At 74.2% G+C, this 24,757-nt stretch carries 24 protein-coding genes; 21 read left to right on the forward strand and 3 right to left on the reverse strand.

Going from position 1 to position 24,757, the window contains the following annotated elements; translation table 11 throughout:
* Positions 1 to 29 precede the first annotated feature (29 nt).
* Positions 30 to 419 carry an SCO2097 family morphological protein gene (locus tag AOM03_RS12780; RefSeq protein ID WP_162197253.1) on the forward strand — a complete coding sequence of 130 codons (390 nt, stop codon included), beginning with the start codon at positions 30 to 32 and terminating at the stop codon, positions 417 to 419.
* Here AOM03_RS12780 and AOM03_RS00925 read toward each other — a convergent pair.
* From AOM03_RS00925 to AOM03_RS00935, 3 genes are read right to left on the reverse strand one after another with little or no spacing between them, the layout of a single operon-like run.
* The gene (locus AOM03_RS00925) at positions 416 to 2,608 is read right to left on the reverse strand and encodes a transglutaminaseTgpA domain-containing protein (RefSeq protein ID WP_062377382.1); all 2,193 of its coding nucleotides are present in this window, start codon (positions 2,606 to 2,608) and stop codon (positions 416 to 418) included. The genes AOM03_RS12780 and AOM03_RS00925 overlap by 4 nt on opposite strands.
* The gene (locus AOM03_RS00930; RefSeq protein WP_062377384.1) at positions 2,575 to 3,828 is read right to left on the reverse strand and encodes a DUF58 domain-containing protein; all 1,254 of its coding nucleotides are present in this window, start codon (positions 3,826 to 3,828) and stop codon (positions 2,575 to 2,577) included. The genes AOM03_RS00925 and AOM03_RS00930 overlap by 34 nt, the downstream gene beginning before the upstream one ends.
* The gene (locus AOM03_RS00935; protein WP_062377386.1) at positions 3,825 to 4,796 is read right to left on the reverse strand and encodes an AAA family ATPase; all 972 of its coding nucleotides are present in this window, start codon (positions 4,794 to 4,796) and stop codon (positions 3,825 to 3,827) included. Before AOM03_RS00935 ends, AOM03_RS00930 begins: the two co-directional genes overlap by 4 nt.
* A gap of 231 nt (positions 4,797 to 5,027) precedes the next feature.
* Between AOM03_RS00935 and mraZ the strand changes: the two genes are divergently transcribed.
* From mraZ to AOM03_RS01035, 20 genes are all read left to right on the forward strand, one after another.
* On the forward strand, positions 5,028 to 5,462 hold the full coding sequence (gene mraZ / locus AOM03_RS00940) for a division/cell wall cluster transcriptional repressor MraZ (RefSeq protein ID WP_062379056.1): 435 nt from the start codon (positions 5,028 to 5,030) through the stop codon (positions 5,460 to 5,462).
* Positions 5,463 to 5,583: 121 nt separating this feature from the next.
* Entirely contained in the window at positions 5,584 to 6,588 is a 1,005-nt protein-coding gene (gene rsmH / locus AOM03_RS00945) for a 16S rRNA (cytosine(1402)-N(4))-methyltransferase RsmH (protein WP_062377388.1), read from the forward strand.
* Complete coding sequence (ftsL, locus tag AOM03_RS00950; protein WP_062377390.1) at positions 6,585 to 6,989, forward strand: cell division protein FtsL; 405 nt, start codon at positions 6,585 to 6,587, stop codon at positions 6,987 to 6,989. The genes rsmH and ftsL overlap by 4 nt, the downstream gene beginning before the upstream one ends.
* A gap of 5 nt (positions 6,990 to 6,994) precedes the next feature.
* Positions 6,995 to 8,782 (forward strand): peptidoglycan D,D-transpeptidase FtsI family protein, encoded by a 1,788-nt coding sequence (locus tag AOM03_RS00955; protein WP_062377394.1) that lies wholly within the window; start codon positions 6,995 to 6,997, stop codon positions 8,780 to 8,782.
* A gap of 2 nt (positions 8,783 to 8,784) precedes the next feature.
* A complete protein-coding gene (locus tag AOM03_RS00960) occupies positions 8,785 to 10,323 on the forward strand; it encodes a UDP-N-acetylmuramoyl-L-alanyl-D-glutamate--2,6-diaminopimelate ligase (RefSeq protein WP_156157562.1) in 1,539 nt (512 codons plus the stop codon).
* Entirely contained in the window at positions 10,320 to 11,690 is a 1,371-nt protein-coding gene (locus AOM03_RS00965; protein WP_062377395.1) for a UDP-N-acetylmuramoyl-tripeptide--D-alanyl-D-alanine ligase, read from the forward strand. The genes AOM03_RS00960 and AOM03_RS00965 overlap by 4 nt, the downstream gene beginning before the upstream one ends.
* Entirely contained in the window at positions 11,687 to 12,772 is a 1,086-nt protein-coding gene (mraY, locus tag AOM03_RS00970) for a phospho-N-acetylmuramoyl-pentapeptide-transferase (protein ID WP_062377396.1), read from the forward strand. Before AOM03_RS00965 ends, mraY begins: the two co-directional genes overlap by 4 nt.
* Positions 12,769 to 14,169 (forward strand): UDP-N-acetylmuramoyl-L-alanine--D-glutamate ligase, encoded by a 1,401-nt coding sequence (gene murD / locus AOM03_RS00975; RefSeq protein ID WP_062377397.1) that lies wholly within the window; start codon positions 12,769 to 12,771, stop codon positions 14,167 to 14,169. The genes mraY and murD overlap by 4 nt, the downstream gene beginning before the upstream one ends.
* Before the next feature lie 11 nt (positions 14,170 to 14,180).
* A complete protein-coding gene (locus AOM03_RS00980; protein ID WP_062377398.1) occupies positions 14,181 to 15,389 on the forward strand; it encodes an FtsW/RodA/SpoVE family cell cycle protein in 1,209 nt (402 codons plus the stop codon).
* Positions 15,382 to 16,494 (forward strand): UDP-N-acetylglucosamine--N-acetylmuramyl-(pentapeptide) pyrophosphoryl-undecaprenol N-acetylglucosamine transferase, encoded by a 1,113-nt coding sequence (locus AOM03_RS00985; RefSeq protein ID WP_062377399.1) that lies wholly within the window; start codon positions 15,382 to 15,384, stop codon positions 16,492 to 16,494. The genes AOM03_RS00980 and AOM03_RS00985 overlap by 8 nt, the downstream gene beginning before the upstream one ends.
* The gene (gene murC, locus AOM03_RS00990; protein WP_062377400.1) at positions 16,491 to 17,852 is read left to right on the forward strand and encodes a UDP-N-acetylmuramate--L-alanine ligase; all 1,362 of its coding nucleotides are present in this window, start codon (positions 16,491 to 16,493) and stop codon (positions 17,850 to 17,852) included. Before AOM03_RS00985 ends, murC begins: the two co-directional genes overlap by 4 nt.
* Positions 17,845 to 19,014: a cell division protein FtsQ/DivIB gene (locus tag AOM03_RS00995; RefSeq protein WP_062377401.1), complete on the forward strand. Its 1,170-nt coding sequence runs from the start codon at positions 17,845 to 17,847 to the stop codon at positions 19,012 to 19,014. The genes murC and AOM03_RS00995 overlap by 8 nt, the downstream gene beginning before the upstream one ends.
* A gap of 201 nt (positions 19,015 to 19,215) precedes the next feature.
* Positions 19,216 to 20,385, forward strand: coding sequence for a cell division protein FtsZ (gene ftsZ, locus AOM03_RS01000; RefSeq protein WP_062377402.1), 1,170 nt, complete (start codon positions 19,216 to 19,218; stop codon positions 20,383 to 20,385).
* 11 nt (positions 20,386 to 20,396) lie between these two features.
* On the forward strand, positions 20,397 to 21,128 hold the full coding sequence (locus tag AOM03_RS01005) for a purine nucleoside phosphorylase YfiH/LACC1 family protein (protein ID WP_082091998.1): 732 nt from the start codon (positions 20,397 to 20,399) through the stop codon (positions 21,126 to 21,128).
* A 60-nt stretch (positions 21,129 to 21,188) separates the two neighbouring features.
* Positions 21,189 to 21,641, forward strand: a complete 453-nt coding sequence (locus AOM03_RS01010; RefSeq protein ID WP_062377404.1) for a cell division protein SepF — start codon at positions 21,189 to 21,191, stop codon at positions 21,639 to 21,641.
* A 21-nt stretch (positions 21,642 to 21,662) separates the two neighbouring features.
* Complete coding sequence (locus AOM03_RS01015; RefSeq protein WP_082091999.1) at positions 21,663 to 21,950, forward strand: YggT family protein; 288 nt, start codon at positions 21,663 to 21,665, stop codon at positions 21,948 to 21,950.
* Positions 21,951 to 22,046: 96 nt separating this feature from the next.
* Positions 22,047 to 22,730, forward strand: a complete 684-nt coding sequence (locus AOM03_RS01020) for a DivIVA domain-containing protein (protein WP_062377406.1) — start codon at positions 22,047 to 22,049, stop codon at positions 22,728 to 22,730.
* Between the two features lie 96 nt (positions 22,731 to 22,826).
* Entirely contained in the window at positions 22,827 to 23,279 is a 453-nt protein-coding gene (locus AOM03_RS01025) for a TraR/DksA family transcriptional regulator (protein WP_062377409.1), read from the forward strand.
* On the forward strand, positions 23,276 to 23,839 hold the full coding sequence (gene lspA, locus AOM03_RS01030; protein WP_227589832.1) for a signal peptidase II: 564 nt from the start codon (positions 23,276 to 23,278) through the stop codon (positions 23,837 to 23,839). Before AOM03_RS01025 ends, lspA begins: the two co-directional genes overlap by 4 nt.
* Positions 23,832 to 24,749, forward strand: coding sequence for an RluA family pseudouridine synthase (locus AOM03_RS01035; RefSeq protein ID WP_062377410.1), 918 nt, complete (start codon positions 23,832 to 23,834; stop codon positions 24,747 to 24,749). The genes lspA and AOM03_RS01035 overlap by 8 nt, the downstream gene beginning before the upstream one ends.
* Positions 24,750 to 24,757 lie beyond the last annotated feature (8 nt).

Genomic DNA, 24,757 nt, shown 5'->3' on the forward strand with positions numbered 1-24,757 from the left:
GGGGCGGTGCCGATAGACTGGGATGCACGGTGCGGGAGAAGGAGGGCGCGATGCCGCTGTCGGAGTACGAGCAGCGCGTGCTCGAGCAGATGGAGCGGGACCTGGGTTCCGACGCCAAGCTCGGCTCTGCGATGGCGCGGGCGTCGAGGCCCCGGACCCGCTACCTCGTGGCCGCGCTCGGCGTGCTCGTCGGCCTGGGCATCGTGATCACCGGTGCCGTGACGCAGATGATGATCGTCGGCGTCGCCGGCTTCGCCGTCATGCTCGCCGCCGCGATCTGGGCGATCCTCGCGCCGCGACCCACGAAGGCGGCCGCCAAGCCCGGCGCCTCGAGCGCGCCGCGCAAGCCCGAGAAGAAGGGCCTCGTCGAGCGCATGGAGGAGCGCTTCCAGCGTCGCCGGGAGCGCGGCGACCTCTAGCCCCGGTCCTCGGCCTTCTCCGTCGTCCGCGACGTCCCCGTCGCAGCGGCCTCCGTCGCGCGGGCGCGGGTCCTGCGCAGCGCCCGCCGCCACTCGTCGAGCTCCCGGCGCGTCGGCTCCGTGCCGCCCGGGGCGTACCGGTAGTCCTCCACGGCGGCGGCGAGCCGCGCCAGCGCCTCTCGCTGCGGCTCGTCCAGGTCGCGCAGGCGCTCGACGCGAGCCACGGTCTCCGCGGGGGTGAGCGCGGCGCCGTCGCCGATCAGTCGGCGCACCACCGCCGCCCACACCTGCTCGAGGCCGCGCCGTCGCGCCCGCGTCACCATCCATGCGGTCGCGCCTCCCGCCGCGAGCAGGGCCGCCGCCACGAGCGCCGCGACCAGCGGCGCTCCGCGCGTCAGGACCGGCGAGGCGGCGTCCGACGCGTCTGCGGGCTCCTCCGGGAGCGCGCTCGGCGTCGGGTCCGCCGTGGCGGCCGACGCCTCGGGGGACGGCGTCGCGGACTGCTCCGGCGCCGCCTCCTCGGGGGACGCGTACTCGGGCGCGGGACCGGTCTGGACGGCGGGCGTCGGCTCGAACCTCACCCACCCATGGCCCGGGAAGTACAGCTCCGGCCAGGCGTGATAGTCCTGGCCCGTGACGTAGTACCACCCGGTGTCGGTGGTGGGCGCGCGCCCGCCCAGGAAGCCGAGCGCCAGCCGCGCGGGGATGTCGAGCGTGCGCGCCATCACCACCATGGTGGTCGCGAAGTGGCTGCAGTAGCCCACCCGCGTGTCCAGGAACAGCGAGACCGCGTCGTCCCCGTCGAACGCGACGGCGGGCGAGTAGTCGAACTCCGGCCCGCTCAGCCACTCCTGGAGCGCGACCGCCTGCGCGTACCGCGTTCCCGCGTCCGCGGTGCGCTCGGCGGCGAGCGTGCGCACCCGGTCCACGTCGATGGCGGGAGCGAGGTCCAGGTAGGCGGCGTCGACCGCGGCGTCGCCTCCGTCGGCGATCGCCTGCTGGGCCTCGAGCAGCGCATCGGCAGTGTGGAAGTCGCGCAGGTAGTTGACCGCGTAGATGAGCTGGTCGGCGCCGCCGGCGCTGTCGACGCTGAGCTCGTCGCGCACGGCGTCATAGGTGCCGGAGACGTCCGAGACCGTGCGGGGCGAGTCCGGCAGCGGGACGTCCGCGACGTCGAGGGCGAGCACCGCGACCCGCACCGAGGCCGGCGTGCCGACGCCGACGGCGACCTGCTCCGGCCACAGCAGCCCGGTGAGCGGCTCCGGCGGCCCGGTCGGCCCGGGCGCCCACTCGCTGCCGTCGAAGTCCGCGAGGGTCGTGGTCTTCAGCACGTCGAGCCTGCCGTCCTCCGTGCTGTAGGCGAGCACCTCGGCACGGCTCTGCTCGGTGAGCGAGCGGCGCAGGTCGACGTCGAGGCTGAGGCGCGTGGCCGCCTGACCGCTCGACACGTCGACCTGGGGCAACGCGCCCCAGCCGGGGACGGCGGGCCCGAGCGGCGCGAACACGGCCGCGGCCGCCACGGCCACCGCGCCCGCGCCCGCCGCGGTCCCGACCGCGACCCGCGTGGTGCGTCTCCCCGGCGCGGGGTCGGCGCGCCGTGCCAGCCCGAGCAGTCCGGTCCAGCAGACCACGGCGCCGGCGAGCGGCAGCACGGCCGCGCGATGGTGGATCGCGAAGGCTGGCAGCCACGGCGTGAGCAGCAGCAGGCCCGACGTGGCGGCGAGGCCCGCGCCCACCGCCAGCGCGTCCACGGCGAGCATCATGGCGAGCGCGCCGGCGGCGAGCAGGGCGCCCAGCTCGGGCACCACCGGCGCGGGCGCGAGGGTCTGCGCGGCGTACACGATCCCGTCGTCCATGAGGTCGCGCAGCGCGATCAGGGCGGCGGGCGTGGGGACGAGCGTGCGCGTGCCGTCCGCCGACGGCACGTACGCGACCACGAGTGCCCAGACCCCGACGACGAGCCCCGCCGCGGTCGGCAGCACGGCGGACCGGGTGAGCAGCCGCGCCGCAGCCGCGGCCCCGGTGGCCGCGCCGACGACGGCGACGACGGACCCCGCCCACTCGGTGCCGTCGAGGAATCCGTCGAGCCCGAACAGCCCGCACAGCACGGCCGCGGCCGCGAGCACGGTGCCCAGGGCCTTCGCGCCCCGGCCCCTCACGGCCGCGCCGTTCCCACGAGCGCGGTCCACGACTCCTCGAGCGTCTCGCCCGGGCCGGCCACGTGCGCGGTCCAGCCGTGGGCGGCGAGCCGCGCCGCGGTGCGCTCGGCGGCCGGGCGACCGCCGTCCGCGGGCGAGACCAGGGCGAACGCCCCGCCACGGGCGCCGAGCGGCGCGAGGGCCGCGAGCGTGGAGTCCGCCGCCGCGTCGAGCACGGCGAAGACGATGCCGTGCTCCACCGGGGCGGCGGCCGCGGCGGCCGCGTGGCGTGCGAGGTCCGCGTCCCCCGCCTCCTCGTCCGGCGCGGGCGCGAGGTCGACCATCGCGTCGAGCACGACGGACCGCGCCACGTCCCGCCCACGGGCGTGCGAGTCGCCGGCCACGAGGTTCGCCTCGCCCAGGCGCACGTGCACCGGGTGGCCGCAGTCGACCACGCCGAGCGCGATGGAGGCGACCGCCCGGATGGCGGCCTCGACCGCCTCGGGGTCCGTGGGCAGGCGGCCCATCACCGTCGCGGGCGAGCGGTTCGCGGCCTCCTCCGACCGCACCAGCAGGGTGCCGCGCCGCGCCGACGACGGCCAGTGCACGCGCCGCAGGTCGTCGCCGTCGCGGTAGTCGCGCAGCGCCGCATCGTCCGGAGAGGGCAGGCGCGCGCCGTCCCTCGCCGTCTCGGCCGCGCCCAGCAGGGCGCCGGTCGCGTGAGTCAGGTCCGTGACCGGGGGCCACACGGCGACGCTCGCGCCGGCGCCGACCGCGCGGTCCGCCCAGGCGAGGCCGAACGGATCCTCGGCGCGCACCAGCAGCGGCCCGAGCGGCCACCGCCCCCGGCGCTGCGGCGTGAGCCGGTAGCGCAGCTGGACCCCGTCGGGCATGGAGCTCACCTGGGCCCGCGTGGGCCCGCCGCCGGTGAGCTCGGGGGCCGCCTGCTCGCGCACCCGCGGCCGCGCCCCGCCCCGCGTGACCAGCCGTGCGATCACCTCGCCCGGGAGCCCCGCGGTGAGCGTCGGCGGGTTCGCGTGACGGCGCACCTCGACGACGGCGCGCCGCGCCCGCGCCAGGGAGAGCCAGATCCACGCGGCGGACAGGCCCACGCACGCGAGCACCGCGAGGGCGACGAGCGTGAGCCCGGTGGAGCCGAGCCCGATCCCGGCGACCAGCAGCGCGCCGCCGGCACCGGCGAGGCCGATCCCGCGCGGGGACACCACCGTCTCGCCGCCCGCGAGGGCGTCGTCGCGGCGTGGCCCGGTCACGACGCGGCGGGAACCGGGACGCGCTCGAGCAGGTCGTGGAGCGTGGCGTCCGGGTCGCGGCCGGCCGCGCGCGCCTGCGCGGTGGGGATGAGCCGATGCGCGAGCACCGGGATGGCGAGCGCCTTGACGTCGTCGGGGAGCACGTGGTCGCGCGCCGCCATGGCCGCGCGCGCCTTGACGACCGCGAGCACCTGCAGCGAGGCTCGCGGCGAGGCGCCCAGGCGCAGGTCAGGGTGACCGCGCGTGGCGCGGGCGAGGTCGACGATGTACTCCTTCACCGCGGGCGCCGCGTAGACGCGGCGGACCACCGCGATCACCTCCGCGAGCCGCTCGATCGTGGTGACGGGGGTGATCGCGTCGAGCGGGTCGACCCCGTCGTGCGAGTCGAGCATCGCGAGCTCCGAGCCGTGGTCGGGATAGCCGACCGCGAGCCGTGTCATGAAGCGGTCCCGCTGCGCCTCGGGCAGGGGATAGGTGCCCTCCATGTCCACGGGGTTCTGGGTCGCGGCGACCAGGAACGGCGACGGGAGGCGACGGGTCACGCCGTCGACCGTGACGGCGCGCTCCTGCATGGCCTCGAGCAGCGCGGCCTGCGTCTTGGGCGACGCCCGGTTGACCTCGTCCGCGATCACCACGTTGGCGAAGATGGGGCCGGGGCGGAAGTCGAAGCGATGCTCGTCGGAGCGGAACACGCTCACGCCCGTCACATCCGACGGGAGCAGGTCGGGCGTGAACTGGATGCGTCCCACGGTGCCGTCGATCGCGGTGCCGATCGCCCGCGCGAGCGTGGTCTTGCCCACGCCGGGGACGTCCTCGAGCAGCAGGTGTCCCTGGGCCAGCACGGTGGCGAGCGCCGCGTCGATCGTCGGGTCGAGCCCCTCCAGCACGGAGCGCACCGCCTCGCGGATCCGGCTCGCGGTCTCGCGCACCCCGTCGAGCTCGGCGGCCGTGGGGATCGGTCCAGTCATCGTGCCTCCCACGTCGAGCCTAGTGATCGGCGCGGCCCGCCTCCACCCCCAATTCCCTCCACCGCGCTCCACGCGATTTACCTCCTTAGTTGATCGACACAGGGGTGAAATCGGCCTCGAATCATGGCTTCGTGGAGGGTTGTGGAGTAAAGTGGAGGCACTGGGAGCGGCAGCACGAGGGGAGGGGGCCGGATGACCGTCGCGTCGACGCTGGGCCTCGGCCCCACCGGCATGCTCCTGGGCACCTTCAACCCCCGCCTCGACGAGAAGGGCCGGCTCATCCTTCCTGCCAAGTTCCGCGGCCGCCTGGGCTCCGGCCTGGTCGCCACGCGCGGCCTCGACCGGTGCGTCTTCCTGTTCCCGGTCGACGAGTTCGTGCAGGTGCACGACCGCCTGCGCAAGGCGCCGCTCGAGAACAAGGCCGCGCGCGACTACATGCGCGCCTTCCTGGGCCACGCGAACGACGACGTGCCGGACAAGCAGGGGCGCATCCTCCTGTCGCAGCCGCTGCGCCGCTACGCGGGGCTCGAGCGCGACGTCGCCGTGGTGGGCATGGGCTCCCGCGTGGAGATCTGGGACGCCCAGCGGTGGGAGGACTACCTCGAGTCCGGCGAGGACGCCTACGCGGAGACCGCGGCGGAGATCTTCGAGGACTCCGGCATGTGAGCGCGTGCCCCGCGGCCTCCTCCCGGTCGCTCTGGCGGACTTCCCCCCGCCAGAGGAACGGAGGGAGACCGGGGGGCATGCGGAGGACCGGCACGAGGCAGGAACAGGAGAGGGGGCAGGAATGGACGAGCAGGGCATGAACGCGCGGGACGAGGCGGCGGGGCGGCACACCCCGGTGATGCGCGACCGCTGCGTCGAGCTCCTCGCGCCCGCGCTCGATCGCCCCGGGGCCGTCGCGATCGACGGCACGCTCGGGATGGGCGGGCACACCGAGGCGCTCCTCACCACCTGTCCGCAGGCGACGGTCGTGGGCATCGACCGCGACCCGCAGGCCATCGCGCTCGCCGGCGCGCGCCTCGCCCCGTTCGGCGACCGGTTCGTCTCCCACCACGCCGAGTACGACGACATCCCCGGCGCCCTGGCCCGCGCCGGCGCGGACCTCGCGGACGGCATCCTGCTCGACCTGGGCGTGAGCTCGCTGCAGATCGACGATGCGGAACGCGGCTTCTCCTACGCCCAGGACGCGCCGCTCGACATGCGCATGAACCCCGACGATCCGCTGACCGCCGCGGACCTCCTGCGCGACGCCGACGAGGCCGAGCTGACGCGGATCCTGCGCGTGTACGGCGAGGAGCGCTTCGCGGGCAAGATCGCCCGGTCGATCGTGCGCCGCCGCGAGACCGAGCCGTTCGAGCGGTCGGCCCAGCTGGTCGACCTGGTGCGCGCGTGCATCCCGGCCGCGACCCGCACCGCCGGCGGCAACCCCGCCAAGCGCACGTTCCAGGCCCTGCGCATCGCCGTCAACCGCGAGCTCGAGGTGCTCGAGCGCGCGATCTGGGCCGCGATCGAGGGCGTCCGCCCCGGCGGCCGCGTGGTGGTGATGTCCTACCACTCGCTCGAGGACCGCATCGTCAAGCGTGCCTTCGCCGAGGGCGCCGAGACCCAGGCGCCCCCCGGCCTGCCCGTCGTGCCCGACAGCGCGCAGCCGTACCTCGCGCTGCTCACCCGCGGCGCGGAGAAGGCCTCCCCCGAGGAGGCCGAGGCCAACCCCCGATCCAAGCCCGTCCGCCTGCGCGCGGTCGAGCGCATCCGTCCCACCCCACCCGAGAGAAGGAGGGCGGCATGAGCGCCGCGCCCCTGCGCCAGCAGCGCCCCTACGTCCGCGGAGCCGCCCGCACCGCCGCGGCGGAGGCCGAGCGCCCCCGCCTCGCGCCCGTGCAGGCGCCCGAGCAGGCGCGCTCCTTCATGCCCTTCGTGTGGCTGTGCCTGGCGATCGTGGTGGGCGCGCTCGCCTCCGTGCTCATCATCAACACCACCATGGCTCAGGGCGCATACGAGCGCCGCGACCTCAAGATCGAGATCGCCGGCCTGCACAAGCAGGGCGCGGCCGCGATGGAGGCGCTCGAGGCGAGCGCGTCGCCCACGAACCTGGCCCGCCGTGCCCAGAGCCTCGGCATGGCTCCCGCGGGTGTGCTCGGCTTCGTGTCACTATCGGACGGCATTGTCCTCGAGTCGGGAGAGAAGTAGCGTCCATGCCGTCAGCACGAGCCTCGCGCGTCGCGGAGCCGCGTCGCCGCCAGCGCCTCGTGTCGGTGGCACTCCTGATCGTCCTCGCCGTCTTCGCGGTGAGGCTGGTCTACATCCAGGGCATCCGCGCGGAGGTCCTCGCGAACGAGGCGCTGTCCACGCGCCTGGTGACCAAGGAGCTCACGGTGCCCCGCGCGGACATCGTCGACCGCAACGGCGTGGTGCTTGCCACGTCCGTGCAGCGCTACAACGTGGGCGTCAATCAGATCAAGATCGCGGACTTCACGCGCACCGAGGAGGGCGAGGTGGTCGCGGAGGGCCCCCTGGGCGCCGCGCGGATCATCGCGCCCATCCTGGGCCTCAACGAGTCCGAGCTCGCGGCGCAGATGGTGGGCGAGTCGACCTTCCGCTACATCGCCAAGGACCTCACCCCCGAGACGTGGGACCTGATCTCCGCGGAGCGCATTCCCGGCATCGAGCCCGAGCTGGTCGAGAAGCGCATCTACCCCAATGACGATCTCGCGGGCAACGTCATCGGCTTCATGGGCGGCACCGAGTCCGGCTCCGGGCAGACCGGCCTCGCGGGCGTCGAGCTCGCGTACCAGGACGAGCTGCTGGGCACCCCCGGGTCGATGACCTACGAGCGCGGCACGGGCGGGACGATCATCCCCACCGGCGTGCGCGAGGAGACCGATGCGGTGCCCGGCTCGGACGTGGTCCTCACCATCGACCGCGACATCCAGTGGTACACGCAGGAGCGCGTCGCCGAGGCCGTCGCCGAGACCGGCGCCGACCGCGTCACCGTGGTGGTGCAGGACGCCACGAACGGCGAGCTGCTCGCCCTGGTCGACTCGGGCGCCGTGGACCCGAACAACCCGTCCGCCACGGACGCGGCCGACCGCGGCTCGCGCGCGGTGTCGACGGTCTTCGAGCCCGGCTCGACCGCGAAGGTCATCACCATGGCCGCCGCGCTCGAGGAGGGCGTCGCGACGCCCCTGTCCCAGTACATCGCGCCGTACACGTACACGACGGACAACAACCAGACGTTCAGGGACTCGCACGAGCACGACGACGAGAAGCTGACACTCGCGGGCATCCTCGCCACCTCCTCCAACACGGGCACCGTCCAGGTGGGGGAGAAGCTGTCCGTCGAGACCCGCTACGAGTACCTGGAGAAGTTCGGCTTCGGCTCCGCCACCGGCGTGGGCCTCGAGGGCGAGGCCGCGGGCATCCTGCGCGACTGGCGCGACTGGGACGGCCGCACCAAGTGGGCCGTGCTGTTCGGCCAGGGCGTCGCGGTCACCGCGCTGCAGGCCACCGAGGTGTTCGCGATCGTCGCCAACGACGGCGTGCGCATCCAGCCCACCGTGGTCAAGGGCTTCCGCGCCGACGACGGCACCTTCGTCGAGCGCGAGCGCGAGGAGGACACGCGCATCATCTCCGAGGAGACCGCGGCCGCGCTGCTCACCATGATGGAGGACGTCACGCAGGAGGGCGGCACCGCCCCGGCCGCCGCGATCGACGGCTACCGGGTCGCCGGCAAGACCGGAACCGCGCAGGCCGCGGGCGCCTCCGGAGGCCTGACGTCCATCGTCGCCTCCTTCATCGGCATCGCGCCGGCCGACGACCCGCGTATCGTCGTATCCGTCATCTCGCACGACCCGAAGACGACGATCTGGGGCGGCACGGCCGCGGCGCCGGTGTTCAAGGATGTCGCGACCTTCGCGCTCCAGTCGCTGCGCGTGCCGCCGTCCACGACGGAGCCTTCGCTCTATCCACTGACCTGGGAGTGATTATGGCTGACCTGGCGATGCGCCCCGAGCGCGTCGCCGGCGCATCGATCGCGGCTGTCGCCGCGCGCGCCGGCACCGACCACGAGGGCCCCGACGGGCACCTCACCGGCGCGACCGTCGACTCGCGGGCCGTCGAGCCCGGCGACCTCTTCTGCGCGATGCCCGGCGAGCACGTCCACGGCGCGGCCTTCGCCGCGCAGGCCGCCGAGCGCGGCGCCGCCGCGATCCTCACGGACCGCGCGGGCGCGCCGCAGGCGCGCGCCACCGGGCTGCCCGTGCTCGTCGCGACGCATCCCCGTCGTGCGGCCGCGCTCGCCGCGGCCGCGATCTACGGCGACCCCGCCAGGGACGTGCCCGTCATCGGGCTCACCGGCACGAACGGCAAGACCACCACGTCCTTCCTGGTGGAGGGCGCGCTGCGGCAGGCCTACGACACGGTGGGGCTGCTGGGCACGGTGGAGATGCGCATCGGCGACCAGTCCCAGCCGAGCTCCCGCACCACCACCGAGGCGCCCATGCTCCAGGGCCTGCTGGCCCGCATGCGCGAGGCGGGCGCCGGGGCGGCGGTGATGGAGGCCTCGTCCCAGGCGATCGCGCTCGAGCGCGTCACCGGCACGCGCTTCCGCGTGGTCCTGTTCACCAACCTGCAGTACGAGCACCTCGACTTCCACCACACCATGGAGGAGTACTTCGAGGAGAAGGCCCGCATCTTCACCCCCGAGTTCGCGGACCGCGCCGTGGTGCTGGTCGACGACGAGTGGGGCCGCCGCCTGGTGGGCGAGGCCACCGTGCCGGTCGAGACCGTCGCGACTCGCCCGGGCTCACCCGCCGCCGACTGGAACGCGGTCGATGCCGTGCCCACCGACGACGGCGGCATGTCCTTCGTGCTCATGGACCCGCGCGGGTCCCGGCACCGCGTCAAGGTCGGGCTGCCCGGACTCATCAACGTCTCCAACGCCGCCGGCGCGATCGTGTCCGCGCACGCCGCCGGCGTGCCGCTGGAGGACGCGATCCGCGGCGTCGAGCACGCCCGCCCGGTGCCGGGGCGCACCGAGGTGGTGACCGCGCGCGACGCGACCACGCCCATGACCGTGGTCGACTACGCGCACACCCCCGACGGCCTCGCCGCCGTGCTGGACGCGATGCGGGGAGTCACCCCGGGCCGCGTGATCGTCGTGTTCGGCTGCGACGGCCTGCGCGACGACTCGAAGCGACCGGGCCTGGGCGTGGCCGCGGCGACGCACGCGGACGTCGTGGTCGTCACGGACGAGAACCCGCGCACGGAGCCGCCCGAGCAGATCCGTGCCCGCATCCTCGAGGGGGTGGACGCGGAGCGCCCCGGCCGCGCCGACGTCCTCGAGGTCACCCCGCGCGCCGCCGCCGTCGAGGCGGCCGTGCGCCTGGCCACCCCGCAGGACACCATCATCGCCACCGGCAAGGGGCACGAGACCACTCAGGAGATCGACGGCGTGCACCACCCGTACACCGATGCAGGGGCCTTCCGCGACGCTCTGGCGCGCGTGGCCGCGGAGCGCGCGTGAGGGCCGTCACCGCGGCCTGGATCGCCCAGGCCGTCGGCGGCACGCTCGCCGGAGACCCCGCGATCGAGGTCACCGGAGTCGAGAAGGACTCGCGCGACGTCCACCCCGGCGCGCTCTACGCGGCGTTCGTGGGGGAGCGCGTCGACGGCCACGACTACGCGCCGCAGGCCGTGGCGGCCGGGGCGGCGCTCAGCCTGGTCTCGCGCCCGGTCGACGCGCCGCACGTGCTCGTCGAGGACGTCACGCTCGCCCTCGGGGCGCTCGCGCGCGCCTATCTGGCGCTGCTGCGCGACGAGGGCGACATCACCGTCATCGGCATCACCGGCTCGAACGGCAAGACGACCACGAAGGACCTGCTCGCGCAGGCGCTGCCCGACGTGGTGGCGCCCGTGGGCAGCTTCAACAACGAGATCGGCCTGCCGCTCACCGTGCTCCGCGCGGACGGCGGCACCCGTCACCTGGTCCTCGAGATGGGCGCGAGCGGCCTGGGCCACCTCACCTATCTCACGGACATCGCGCCCATCGACGTGGCCGTGGTCCTCACCGTGGGCACCGCCCACATGGGGGAGTACGACTCCCCGGAGGACGTCGCGGTCGCCAAGGCCGAGCTGGTGCGCGCGCTGCCGTCGCACGGGGTCGCGATCCTCAACGCGGACGATGCGCGGGTCGCCGCGATGGCGCCGCTCGCCCCGCGGGCGGTCACCTTCGGCGCGGGCGCCGGCGACGTGCGGGCGGTGGGGCTCACCCCCGACCGGGGCCGCGCATCGTTCTCCGTCGACACGCCGGGCGCCTCGCTCGAGCGCCGCACGCTCACCCTGGTGGGCGAGCACCACGTCACCAATGCGCTCGCCGCGCTCGCGACGTGCCTCGAGTGCGGGATCGACCCGGACGAGGCCTGGGCCGCGATCGCGGCCGCCCGGCCGCTGTCCGCCCACCGCATGGCGCTCACCGAGCGCGCGGACGGCGTCACCATCATCGACGACGCCTACAACGCGTCGGTCGAGTCGATGCGCGCGGCGTTCCGCGCCCTCAAGCACGTGGCCGACGGCGGTCGCACCATCGCGGTGATCGGGGAGATCCTCGAGCTGGGCGAGGACTCCGTGCGCGTCCACGACTCCCTGGGCGTGGACGTGGTGCGCCTGCGCCTCGACCACACGCTGGTGGTGGGCGACGGCGCCCGCGCGGCCTACGTCGCGGCGGTGCGCGAGGGGTCCTGGGGGGACGAGGCCGCTTTCGTGGCTACAATCGCTGAGGCTCACGCCTGGCTGGAGGAGAACCTCCGCGCCGGCGACACCGTGCTGGTCAAGGCCTCGCACGGTTCGGGCCTGTGGAGGCTGGCGGACGACCTGGTGGGAGGATCTCGATGATTGCAGTGGTGGTCGCCGGTGCGCTGGGAACGCTCCTGTCGCTGCTCACGACGCCGCTGCTGATCCGCTACCTCACCCGTCGCCAGTTCGGGCAGTTCATCCGCCAGGACGGGCCGGCCAGCCACCACACCAAGCGCGGCACCCCCACGATGGGCGGCGTCGTCATCATCCTCGCCGCCCTCCTGGGCTGGCTGGGAGGCAACCTCTGGGTGGGCCGCTCGCCCGCCGCATCGTCCCTGCTCGTGGTGTTCCTCATGGTGGGCCTGGGGCTGGTGGGCTTCCTCGACGACGGCATCAAGATCTCCAAGGAGCGCTCGCTGGGCCTGAGCCCCGCGTGGAAGTTCCTGGGTCAGGGCGTCGTGGGCGTCACCTTCGGCGTGCTCGCGCTGCAGTTCCCCGACGGCGACGGCATCACGCCCGCGTCCACGGCCGTGACGTTCCTGCGCGACACGTACATCGACCTGGCGATCTGGGGACCCGCGATCGGGCTCGTGCTGTTCGTCATCTGGTCGAACTTCCTCATCACCGCGTGGTCCAACGCGGTCAACCTCACCGATGGCCTCGACGGCCTCGCGACGGGCACGTCCATCATCTTCTTCGGCGCGTACGTCCTGATCGGCATCTGGCAGCTCAACCAGAAGTGCGGCGTGGTCGAGTCGGTCGCCAAGTGCTACGAGGTGCGCGACCCCTGGGACCTCGCGATCCTCGCCTCCGCGATCGCCGGCGCCTGCCTGGGCTTCCTGTGGTGGAACGCGAGCCCGGCGAAGATCTTCATGGGCGACACCGGCTCGCTCGCGCTGGGCGGCGCGATCGCCGGCATGACCATCACCTCGCAGACCGAGGTGCTCGGCGTCGTGGTCGGCGGCCTGTTCGTCCTCGTGGTCGGCAGCTCGGTGCTGCAGATCGGCTGGTTCAAGATCTCCGGCGGCAAGCGCCTGTTCAAGATGGCGCCGCTGCATCATCACTTCGAGCTCATGGGCTGGGGCGAGGTCACCATCGTGACGCGCTTCTGGATCATCGCCGGGCTGTTCACCGCGGCGGGCCTGGGCCTGTTCTACGCCGAGTGGGTGGCCGCGCTGTGACGGACGCGGGCCCCGCGACGCCCGAGGGCCCGGAGGCCCTTGAGGGCCGACGCGTCCTGATCCTGGGTCACGGCGTCGCCGGCCGGTCCGCCGCCGAGGTCACGCGCGAGCTGGGCGGCGAGGCCGTCACGGTCGACGCCAACGGCAGCGCCGACCACCGCGACGTGGCCGAGCTGGACCTCGCCACGTTCGACGTCGTCATGGCGTCGCCGGGCTTCGCGCCGCACTCGGCCGCCGTGCGCGCGTGCCAGGAGGCCGGGCTCGAGATCTGGTCGGAGATGGAGTTCGCCTGGCGCGTGCGCCGCCCGGGCATCCCGTGGGTGCTGGTCACCGGCACCAACGGCAAGACCACCACGACCCAGATGGTGGGCGCGATCGCCGCCGCCGGGGGCCTCGACGTGCGCGTGTGCGGCAACATGGGCATCCCCGTCATCCATGCCGGGCGCGAGGAGTCCGACCTGGTGGCGGTGGAGATCGCGAGCCTCCAGCTGCACTTCTCGACGACCATCTCCCCGCACGCGGCCGTGTGCCTCAACGCGGACGACGACCACACCGACTGGCACGGCTCGCTCGAGGCCTACCGGGCGGACAAGGCCCGCGTCTACCGCCACACCACGGTCGCCTGCGTCTACCCGGCGGCCGATGCCCGGGTCGAGTCCATGGTCGCCGACGCCGACGTGGTCGAGGGGGCCCGGGCGGTGGGCGTCACGCTGGGCGCGCCCGGCCTCGGCCAGCTGGGCCTGGTCGAGGGGCTGCTCGTGGACCGTGCCTTCGGGGACGACCGCCGCCGCACCGCCCTCGAGCTGGGCTCGGTCGAGGATCTCGCTCACCTGGTCGCCGGCGACGTCCCGCCCTACCTGGTCACCAACGCCCTGAGCGCCGCGGCGCTCGCCCGCGCCGTGGGCGTCGCGCCGCACGCCGTGCGCGACGGCCTGCGCGGCTTCCGCCTCGACGCCCACCGCAGCGCGTTCGTGCGCGACCTCGACGGGGTGTCCTACGTGGACGACTCGAAGGCCACCAACGCGCACGCCGTCGAGGCGGCGTTCGGCGGCCGCGCGGACCGCTCGGTCGTGTGGATCGCCGGCGGCCTGGCCAAGGGGCAGGAGTTCGACGCCCTGGTGCGGTCGATCGCGGGCCGCGTGCGCGCCGCCGTCCTGCTGGGCGTGGATCAGGCCCCGCTCGCGGACGCCCTCGCGACACACGCGCCGGAGATCCCGGTGGTCCCGATGGCGCCGGGGGAGGATGTGATGCAGCGCGCGGTCGACGCCGCACGCGGCCTCGCGCAGCCGGGGGACACGGTGCTCCTGTCTCCCGCCTGCGCATCGATGGATCAGTTCCGCAGCTACGCGGACCGGGGAGAGGCGTTCACCAGGGTGGTGGAGGCACTGGGACGCTAGGAGGGTGACGCATGACCGCGACAGCGGACAGCCAGACCTCCGTCACGGCGTGGAAGTCGCCGGTCACCTCCTACTACCTGCTCCTCACCGCCACCTCGATCCTGGTCCTCATGGGCCTGGCCGTGGTGCTGTCGAGCTCCTCGATCTCCTCGATCGCGTCCGGCTCCGGCAGCGCCTACTCCGGCTTCGTCACCCAGGCGATCGCCCTCGTCGTGGGCGCGACCGCCCTGCTCGTGGGCTCGCGGCTGAGCCCGGCGACATGGAAGATCCTGGGGCCCATCGTCCTGTACGTGTCGATGGCGCTGCTGGTCGCGGTGCCGTTCATCGGCACGGCCGTGGGCGGCAACAAGGCGTGGATCCGGCTGGGCTCCTTCAGCTTCCAGCCCTCCGAGCTCGCGAAGGTGGGCCTCGCGCTGTACCTGGGCGTGGTGCTGGCGCGCTTCCGCCACGGGCTCACCACCATCAAGGCCCTCCTGGTGCCCGGCGGCCTCATGGCCGGCGCGGTGCTCGCCCTGGTGCTGTGGGGCCACGACATGGGCACGGCGCTGGTGCTGATGGCGCTCATCCTCGTGGCCTTCTGGGTCGCGGGCGTGCCCAAACGGTTCTTCGGCATGGCGGGCGTGGCGCTCGTCATCGGCCTCGTCGCGCTCGTCAACGTGGGCGAGACGCGCCTGGCGCGCATCGAGCAGTGGTTCACCGGCTCGTGCGAGAACGACTCCTGCTGGCAGCAGCAGCACGGCACGTGGGCCCTCGCCTCCGGCGGCATCGGCGGGCTGGGCCCCGGCATGAGCCGCGAGAAGTGGGGCTACCTGCCCGCCTCGGACAACGACTTCATCTTCGCGATCATCGGCGAGGAGTTCGGCCTCATCGGCACCGTGCTGGTGCTCATCGCGTTCGCGCTCATCGTGCTCGCCGTCAACCGCATCATCCAGCGCAGCGACGACCGCTTCGTGCAGATCGCCGCCGCCGGCATCGGCGCCGCCGTGTGCATCCAGGCCTGCATCAACATGGCCGTCGTGCTCGAGTTCCTGCCCGTCACCGGCGTGCCGCTGCCGCTGGTGTCCGCGGGCGGCTCCTCGCTCATCGTCTCCCTGCTCGCCATGGGCGTGCTCATGTCGTTCGCGCGGCACGAGCCCGGCGCGCAGGAGGTCCTCACGGCGCGCCCGTCGCTGGTGCGCCGCTCCCTGTCCGTGCTCTCGAAGGGACGCCGTCGTGGCTAGCCTGCTCCTCGCCGGCGGGGGGACCGCCGGCCACGTCAACCCGCTGCTCGCGACCGCGGCCGTGCTGCGCGGGCGCGGCCACGAGGTCGCCGCGATCGGCACGCCCGGCGGGCTCGAGGCGGACCTGGTCCCGCGCGCGGGCCTCGACCTGGTCGAGATCGACAAGGTGCCCTTCCCGCGCCGGCCCGACGCCGACGCCCTGCGCTTCCCGCTGCGCCTGCGCCGCGCCGTGGCCGCCTGCGTGCGCGCGATCGACGAGCGAGGGGCCGATGCGGTGGTGGGCTTCGGCGGCTACGTCTCCACCCCGGCGTACCTCGCCGCGCGCCGGCGGGGCCTGCCCATCGTGGTGCACGAGGCGAACGCCCGCCCCGGCATCGCGAACAAGCTGGGCGCGCGCCTCACCGAGCACGTCGCGGTCACCTTCCCGGACACCCCGTTGCGCCACGCGGCGGTCACCGGGCTGCCGCTGCGCGCGCAGATCGAGGAGCTCGCCGCGACGCTGGCGGACCCGGCCGCGGCCGCCGACGCCTCCCGCGCCTCGCGCGCCGCCCGCGTGTGGGGCGAGGACGTCCCCGTGCTGCTCGCCTTCGGCGGGTCGCTGGGAGCCGCGAGCCTCAACGCGGCGCTGGCCGACGGGATCGGGGACCTGGTCGCGCGCGGCGTCCACGTCATCCACCTGACCGGCCGCGGCAAGGCCGAGGGCGCGCTCGCGGCCCGCGCCGCGCTGCCCGAGGCGGACCGCCACCGCTACGAGGTCGAGGAGTACGCGCACGACATGGCGTCGCTGTTCGCGGCGGCAGACGCGGTGGTGTGCCGCTCCGGCGCGGCGACCGTGTGCGAGATCGGCGCCCTGGGCCTGCCGGCCCTGTACGTGCCGCTGCCGCACGGCAACGGCGAGCAGGCGCTCAACGCCCGCGCCGCGGTCGAGGCCGGCGCCGCGACGCTCGTGCCCGACGCGGACCTCAGCGGCGCCCGCCTCGTGGCGGAGGTCGAGCCGCTGCTCATCGACGCGGACGCCCGCGCCCGCATGCGCGCCGCCGCCCGCGGCATCGGCATCGCGGACGGCGCCGACCGCCTGGCCACCATGATCGAGGGAGTGCTGTGAACGAGCGGATCCATTTCATCGCCGTCGGCGGCTCCGGCATGTCCGCCGTCGCCCGGCTGACCGCCGCGCGCGGCTACGACGTCACGGGCACGGACCTGCGCGAGAGCGCCTACTTCCTCGCGCTGCGCGACGCGGGCATGGACGTGCGCATCGGCCACGACGCCTCCCTGGTCGACGGCGCGGCCGCGGTGGTCGTGTCCACCGCCGTCCGCGAGTCCAACGTCGAGCTCGCCCGCGCCCGCGAGCTGGGCATCCCCGTGTGGCACCGCTCCGAGGGACTCGCGCGGGCGCTCGAGGGCCAGCGCCTCGTGGCCGTGGCCGGCTCGCACGGCAAGACCACCACCTCCGCGATGGTCGCGCACGCGCTGCACGCGTGCGGGATCGACGCGGGCTTCGCGGTGGGCGCGCGCGTGTTCGGCATCGACGGCGCGGTGGCCGGCGGCTACGCGGGCTCGGCCGGGATCTCCGTGCTCGAGGCCGACGAGTCCGACGGCTCGTTCCTGCGTTATTCGCCCGAGGTATCGATCCTGCTCAACATCGAGCCCGACCACCTCGACCACCACGGCACCGTCGAGAACCTCCACCGCGCGTTCGAGGACTTCGCCGCCCAGTCCGGCGCGGTCATCGCCTGCATCGACGACCCCGTGGTCGCCGCGCTGGCGGCCCGCCGCCGCGACGCCGGCGGCCGGGTCCTCACCTACGGCACGTCCCCGGAGGCCGATGCGCGGGTCACCCCCGACGGCGTGGTCGCCGGCGGTCGGGCGATCGCGCTGGCCGTCTCCGCGCCGGGCGCGCACAACCGCCTCAACGCGACCGCCGCGTGGCTCGCCGCGATCGAGATGGGGGCGGAGCCCCAGGCGGCCGCCGCGTCGTTCGCCACCTACGCGGGCACGGGCCGGCGCTACCAGCACCGCGGCGACGCCGCGGGCGTCACCGTGATCGACGACTACGCCCACCACCCGACCGAGGTGGCCGCGCTGCTGCGCGCGGCCCGCGACGGGGGAGCGGGGCACCTGGTGGTGCTGTTCCAGCCCGCGCTGTTCACCCGCACCCAGATGCACGCGGAGGCCTTCGGGCGCGCGCTGTCGGTCGACGACGCGGACGTGGTGCTCGCGCCCGTCTACGGCGACCGCGAGGACCCGATCGAGGGCGTGAGCTCCGAGTCCATCGCCGCGCACGTCGCGCTTCCCGCGGGCTCGACCCTGACGCTCGCGGACAGCCTCGAGCGCGCCGCGGACCTCGCGGCCGACCGCGCCCGCCCCGGCTCCACGGTGCTGACCGTGGGCTCCGGCACCGTGACCACCACCCCCGACCGGATACTCGCGCGGCTGCGCGAGCGCGAGGGCGCGGATGGGTGACGACCGCCGCCCGCGCGTCCCGCGCCCGGCCCGGCCGTCGCGGCCGGCGCCGCCGTCCGCGCGCGGCGAGGCCGCCGGGAGCGGCGCCCGCGCGGGCACCGCGGTGGACGAGGCCACGCGGGGTCCGGCCCGGACCGCCGGGTCGCGCGCGCCTGTCGCGCCCACCGCGGAGACCGACGACATGGCCCGCGCGTGGCGGCGCGGCGCGGACCGCACCCGGCGCGCGCCGGGCACGCCGCGGCGCGCCGGCGGCACGGCGACGACCGCAGCGAACCCGGCCGGCGCATCGTCCCCTGCCGAGGCGGGGGAGGACGTCGGGAGGCTGCGCGGGCTCGCCCGCGCGGCGCGCGCCCGCCTGCCGTGGCTCTCGCGGCCCAGGGGCGGGGACGACGAGCCCCGCGACTCGGCGTCGGCGCGCTTCCAGGCGCGCCTGAGGGAGCGCGCGGCCCAGCAGCGGCGGCTGTCCGCCGTCGTGTGGCTGCGTCGCGCGGGGTACCTCGCCGCGGCCCTGCTCGCGGTGTGGGTGGTGCTGTACTCGCCGGTGTTCGGGCTGCGCGCCGACCGCGTCGAGCTCGAGGGCGCGGGCGCGGTGGTCGACCGGGCCGGCGTCGACCAGGTGGTGGCGGCCCACGCGGGCACGTCCCTCGCGCTGCTCGACACGCGCGCCATGGTGGACGAGCTCACGCAGGTCAAGGGCGTGCGCGACGTGGAGATCGCGCGGGTGTGGCCGTCGGGACTGCTGCTCGCCATCACCGCGCGCGAGCCCGTGGCCGCCGTGCCCGAGGACGGCGGCGGCTACGCGCTGCTGGACGCGGAGGCGGTCCATGTGGGCGCGGCCGAGCAGGCTCCGGAGGACCTGCCGGTGGTGAAGGTGCCCGTGGGCGAGGACCACGTGCGCGTGCTCACCGCCGTGCTCGGCGTGGTCAACCAGCTGCCCGTCGAGCTGCGCGAGCGGGTGCAGGACATCCGCGCGACCACGGAGGACGCGGTCGAGTTCCAGCTGCGCGAGGGCCCGCGGGTCGAGTGGGGGAGCGCGGAGGACTCCGCGCTCAAGGCCCAGGTGCTGGGCATCCTGCTGCAGACCGGCGACGCGGAGGACGCGGCACCCATCGAGGTCATCGACGTCTCCGCGCCCACGCTGCCCACGGTCAAGCACGCCTGACCCGGCGCCGCGCGCGGGTCCCGGCGTGTCCCGCCGCGACCCCGGACCGTCCGTGCTCGGGCGCGACGAATTCGCCCACGGATTCCGGCGACACGCGCCCGCCTGACGGATGAATGCGGCGCCGACCCGTACCTTCGACCTTGAACGACTTGACATAACTATAACCCTCAACTTGAGGGTTAAGGTTGAAAGGGAAGGCACATGGCCGCACCGCAGAACTACATCACGCACATCAAGGTCGTCGGCGTGGGCGGCGGCGGCGTCAATGCCGTCAACCGCATGATCGACGTGGGCCTCAAGGGCGCCGAATTCATCGCGATCAACACCGACGCCCAGGCGCTCCTCATGTCCGACGCGGACGTGAAGCTCGACATCGGTCGGGAGCTCACCCGTGGGCTCGGCGCGGGCGCCGACCCGGAGGTGGGCCGCAAGGCCGCCGAGGACCACGAGGACGAGATCGCGGAGGCGCTGCGCGGCGCCGACATGGTCTTCGTCACCGCGGGCGAGGGCGGCGGCACCGGCACCGGCGGCGCGCCGGTCGTGGCGCGCATCGCCCGCGAGATGGGCGCCCTCACCGTCGGTGTGGTCACCCGCCCGTTCGGCTTCGAGGGCCGCCGCCGCGCGGACCAGGCCGACGCCGGCATCCAGACCCTCCGCGAGGCCGTCGACACCCTGATCGTCATCCCCAACGACCGCCTGCTCGACATCTCCGACGAGCAGCTCAGCGTGCTGGGCGCGTTCGCGGCGGCGGACCAGGTGCTCCAGGGCGGCGTCCAGGGCATCACGGACCTCATCACCACGCCCGGCCTCATCAACGTCGACTTCAACGACGTGAAGTCCGTCATGCAGGGCGCGGGCACCGCGCTCATGGGCGTCGCCAACGCGCGCGGCAACGACCGCGCGCTCGAGGCCGCGGAGGGCGCGATCGCGTCGCCGCTGCTCGAGGCGTCGATCGAGGGCGCGCACGGCGTGCTGCTGTCGATCGCGGGCGGCTCCAACCTGGGCATCAAGGAGGTGGAGGTCGCGGCGCGCCTGGTGCGCGAGGCGGCGCACCCCGAGGCCAACATCATCTTCGGTACCGTCATCGACGACTCGCTGGGCGACGAGCTCCGCATCACGGTCATCGCGGCGGGCTTCGACTCGGGCAGCCCCACGCACCGCGAGCACGCGGGCGCGCTGGGCACCATCGAGTCCGCCCCGGCACCCAAGGCCGCGGCGCTCGAGCCCGTCGACGCTCCCGTCGAGACGGACGTGATCCCGGCGTCGCCCATGACCGGCACCCCGGCCGCGCCGGCGACGGACGCGATCGACGCCCGCACGGTGCGGCCGTCCTCGTCGGACCCGCTGGACGTGCCCGACTTCCTGCGCTGAGCGACGACGCGGTGGAGGTGATCGACGCGGGCCTGCCGGTCCGCGCGTTCTTCACCACGCGGGCGGGCGGCTCCTCCACGGAGCCGTTCGCCTCGCTCAACGTCGCGACCCACGTGGGCGACGACGCGGCGGCCGTGGCCTCCAACCGCGCCGCCGTGTCCGCCCACGCGGGCGCGCCCGTGACGTTCCTCAACGCGGAGCACGGCATCCGCGTCGCGCGGATCCCCGCGCCCGGCACGGAGCCGCCGCCGGCGGACGTGCTCGTGACGAACACGCCCGGCATCGCGCTGGCCGCGATCGCCGCGGACTGCGTGCCCATCCTGCTCCACGACGCGGCCACCGGCGCGGTCTCCGCCGTCCACGCGGGCCGCGAGGGCGTCTATGCCGGTGCGGTGGACGCCGGCGTCGCGGCGCTGCTGGACCTGCGGGCGCCCCGCACGCCGCGCGGCGGGCTCAGTGCGAGCATCGGCCCCGCGATCTGCGGGCGGTGCTACGAGGTGGGGGAGGACCTGCGGGCCCGCGTCGCGAGCCGGCACCCGGTCGCGTTCGCGACCACCCGACGGGGCACGCCGGCCCTCGACCTGCCCCGGGCCATCGAGACCCGGCTGCGGGAGATGGGTCTCACCCGCATCGTCCGCCACCGCATCTGCACGCTCGAGGACCCGCGGTTCTTCTCCCATCGTGGTGAAGGTCTCACCGGAAGGTTCGCGGGCGTCGTCGTCTGCGGCGTGTCGGTCCCGTGACTCGCGGGGCCCGGGCCCTACCGTGAAGTCACCAGATTTTCCGCACCACAGGGGGTCACCATGAGCGGGTTCCGCAAGGCGATTCAGTACCTCGGCTTCGACGTCAACGAGCAGGAGGAGTACGACTACGCCGAGCCCGAGCTCGCGCCCGTCACCCACCTGCACGACGTGTCCGAGGTCAAGCAGGCGAAGGCCACGGAGCACACCTCCGCCGCCGCGCCGACGGCCGGGGCGGACCTGCCCCGCATCCAGACCGTGAAGCCGCGCTCGTACAACGACGCGCGCCTCATCGGCGAGGCGTTCCGTCAGGGCGTGCCGGTCATCATGAACCTCACCGAGATGTCGGACGCGGACGCCAAGCGCCTCGTCGACTTCTCCGCGGGCCTGTCCTTCGGCCTGCGCGGCTCGATCGAGCGCGTCACCACCTCGGTGTTCCTGCTGTCGCCCGCGCACGTCGAGATCGGCATCGACGACGAGCCCAAGAAGGACAACACCTTCTACAACCAGGCCTGAGCGGCGCGGTAGTCTTCGCGGGTGGGCATTCTCATCCAGGCGGCACAGCTGCTGCTCTTCCTGTTCATGCTGCTGCTGCTCGCGCGCATCGTCATCAGCCTCGTCATGGTGTTCGCCCGGGACTGGCGCCCCACCGGACCCTCGGTGGTCGCGGTCGAGGGCGTGCTGACGGTGACCGATCCGCCCATCAAGGCCGTGCGCAAGGTGGTGCCGCCGCTCGCGATCGGGCAGGTGCGCATCGACCTCGCGTTCCTCATCGTGTTCTTCACGGTGCAGATCGCGTACCAGCTGCTGCTCGGCGTCGGCTGAGCCGCGGTTTTCGCACCAGGCCCCGCGAGTAGGTAGAGTGACCTGCAACACACAGGCCGGTGCCACCGGCCCCGAACGACGTGAGGTGGACAACCGATGGCACTGCTGACCTCCGAGGACGTCCTCAACAAGGCATTCTCGAAGACCAAGTACCGCGAGGGTTTCGACCAGGATGAGGTCGACGACTTCCTCGACAAGGTCGCGGAGACCATCGCCCAGCTGACCCAGGAGCGCGACGAGCTCGCCAAGCGCCTCGAGGAGGCGCCGGCCGCCGGCGCCGAGTCCGCGCAGGCGACCGCGGAGGCCGGCCTCGTGCCCGCCGCGACCGACCCGACGCCCCCCACCCCGACCGGCATGCTCGCCATGGCGCAGAAGCTCCACGACGAGTACGTGGCCGCCGGCGAGGAGGAGAAGCACCGCCTCATCGAGGAGGGCAAGGCGAAGGCCGAGTCCATCGTCGAGCGCGCGGACCAGGACGCCTCCGCCCGCATGGAGCAGCTCGCGGCCGACCGCACGCAGCTCGAGGCGAAGATCGACGACCTGCGCCGCTTCGAGCGCGACTACCGCTCGCGCCTCAAGGGCTACCTGCAGAACCTGCTGGGCGACCTCGACCACGGCACCACCCCCGAGACGCCCTACGTGGGCGAGGGCGAGGAGGGCGACGCTCCGGCCGAGTCCGCCGAGCAGCCCGAGGGCGCCGAGCAGGGCGACGCCGAGGGCGGCGAGCCGACGCAGTACGACTACCCCTGGGCGCGCACGTCCGAGGGCGAGCAGAACTGACACCATGAGCGGAGCGCCGCGCCGGACGGCGCGGCGCTTTGCCATGTGTGGCGGGCGGGTCTAGGGTCTATCTACTAGGCAGAATCGAGGACAGCCATGAGTTCCACCGAAGTGACCATCGTTGTGGTCGACCCCGCCGACCTCAAGCCGGCGGACGCGAAGCGGCTCACGGTCCGCGAGGGCGATGAGGCCTGGAAGATCGCGGAGCTGCGGGAGATCGTGACCAGCCTCAACGCCGACGTCGAGCGCCTGGTCATCGAGCTGGGCGTCACCGAGCACGAGCTCGACGACCTGCTGCACACCTCCGAGGGCGCCGGCGACGACCAGGCGGACGCCGGATCCACCGCGCTCGAGCGCGAGCAGGAGATGTCGATCGTCAACAACACCCGCGACATGCTCGAGCAGAGCGTCGACGCGCTGCGCCGCATCACGGCCGGCACGTACGGCCAGTGCCAGTCGTGCGGCAAGGGCATCGGGCGCGCGCGCCTCATGGCCTTCCCCCGCGCCAACCTGTGCGTGCAGTGCAAGCAGCGCGAGGAACGTCGTTGACCTGGAGGCCGGCGTTCTGGCTGTGGGCCGGCGGCGTCATCGCCGTCGACCTCGCCACCAAGCAGTGGGCTCTGTCCGCGCTCGAACCGTACGAGAATCACCCGCTCCTCGGTGACCTGCTGGGCATCCAGCTGGTCTTCAACTCGGGCGCCGCGTTCAGCATGGGCGCGGGCTACACCTGGGTCCTCACGCTGGTCGCGCTGGCGATCACGGCCGGCATCGTGTTCTACGGCCGCCGCGCGCGCACCGGTCCCGCCGTCGCGCTGTTCGGCATCGCCCTGGGCGGCGCGATCGGCAACCTCATCGACCGGCTGTTCCGCGACCCGTCCTTCGGGCAGGGCCACGTGGTCGACATGATCAACTACGGCCACCAGTTCGTGGGCAACGTCGCGGACATCGCGATCGTGGGCGCCGCGATCGCGATCGTCGCGGGCTCGCTGTTCGGGTGGCACCCGCTGGGCGAGACCGGGGACGATGCGCCGGTCGCCGCCGCGGGCGGCTCCACCGTGGGCTCCTCGGACGAGGTCACCGACGGCGACGCCGAGGCGGAGCGTGGCTGAGACGCGCTACCTCCCGGTGCCCGACGCGCTGGAGGGGGAGCGGGCCGACGCGTCCCTGGCGCGCATGCTCGGCCTGTCGCGCACCCGCGCCGCGGAGATCCTCGAGGCCGGGGGCGTCTTCCAGGACGGCCGCACGCTGGGCAAGTCCGACCGGCTCGCCGCCGGGATCGTGGCCGTCGACATCCCCGACGAGCGCGAGGCGGCGCCCGAGCCGCCCATCCCCGGCGGGCTGACCATCCGGTACGAGGACGAGGACATCATCGTCGTCGACAAGCCCGTGGGCGTCGCCGCGCACCCGTCGACCGGCTGGACCGGGCCCACCGTGTCGGGCGCCCTCGCGAGCGCCGGCCACCGCCTGTCCGAGCTGGGGCCGCCCGAGCGCCAGGGCATCGTCCACCGCCTCGACGTGGGCACCTCCGGCCTCATGGTGGTGGCGCGCTCCGACGCGGCCTACACGGAGCTCAAGCGCGCCTTCAAGGAGCGCACGGTGGAGAAGGTGTACCACGCGGTCGCCCAGGGCCACCTGGACCCGACCGAGGGCACCATCGACGCGCCCATCGGCCGCCACCCCGGACAGGACTGGAAGTTCGCCGTGGTCGAGGGTGGCAAGCCGTCCATCACCCACTACGAGGTGCTCGAGATGTTCCCGGCGGCCTCGCTGCTCGAGATCCACCTCGAGACGGGCCGCACCCATCAGATCCGCGTGCACATGGCCGCGATGCGCCACCCGCTCGCCGGCGATCTCACGTACGGCGCGGACCCGGTGCTCGCCAAGCGCCTGGGCCTGGGCCGGCAGTGGCTGCACGCGCACGAGCTCGCCTTCGCGCATCCCACCCAACGGCGCGAGGTGCGCGTCACCTCGACCTACCCCGCCGACCTCGCGCACGCGCTCGAGGTGCTGCGGGGCTGAGCCCGCCC

Source organism: Demequina pelophila (assembly GCF_000971175.1).
In the GTDB taxonomy this organism is placed as follows: Bacteria; Actinomycetota; Actinomycetes; order Actinomycetales; family Demequinaceae; genus Demequina; species Demequina pelophila.

Coding starts and splice junctions, on each gene's coding strand:
- AOM03_RS01025 (WP_062377409.1), top strand. CDS start 22,827: ATGAGTTCCACCGAAGTGACCATCGTTGTGGTCGACCCCGCCGACCTC.
- AOM03_RS00980 (WP_062377398.1), top strand. CDS start 14,181: ATGACCGCGACAGCGGACAGCCAGACCTCCGTCACGGCGTGGAAGTCG.
- AOM03_RS00955 (WP_062377394.1), top strand. CDS start 6,995: ATGCCGTCAGCACGAGCCTCGCGCGTCGCGGAGCCGCGTCGCCGCCAG.
- ftsZ (WP_062377402.1), top strand. CDS start 19,216: ATGGCCGCACCGCAGAACTACATCACGCACATCAAGGTCGTCGGCGTG.
- mraZ (WP_062379056.1), top strand. CDS start 5,028: ATGCTCCTGGGCACCTTCAACCCCCGCCTCGACGAGAAGGGCCGGCTC.
- AOM03_RS00960 (WP_156157562.1), top strand. CDS start 8,785: ATGGCTGACCTGGCGATGCGCCCCGAGCGCGTCGCCGGCGCATCGATC.
- AOM03_RS00995 (WP_062377401.1), top strand. CDS start 17,845: ATGGGTGACGACCGCCGCCCGCGCGTCCCGCGCCCGGCCCGGCCGTCG.
- rsmH (WP_062377388.1), top strand. CDS start 5,584: ATGGACGAGCAGGGCATGAACGCGCGGGACGAGGCGGCGGGGCGGCAC.
- ftsL (WP_062377390.1), top strand. CDS start 6,585: ATGAGCGCCGCGCCCCTGCGCCAGCAGCGCCCCTACGTCCGCGGAGCC.
- AOM03_RS01020 (WP_062377406.1), top strand. CDS start 22,047: ATGGCACTGCTGACCTCCGAGGACGTCCTCAACAAGGCATTCTCGAAG.
- mraY (WP_062377396.1), top strand. CDS start 11,687: ATGATTGCAGTGGTGGTCGCCGGTGCGCTGGGAACGCTCCTGTCGCTG.
- AOM03_RS01010 (WP_062377404.1), top strand. CDS start 21,189: ATGAGCGGGTTCCGCAAGGCGATTCAGTACCTCGGCTTCGACGTCAAC.
- AOM03_RS00935 (WP_062377386.1), bottom strand. CDS start 4,796: ATGACTGGACCGATCCCCACGGCCGCCGAGCTCGACGGGGTGCGCGAG.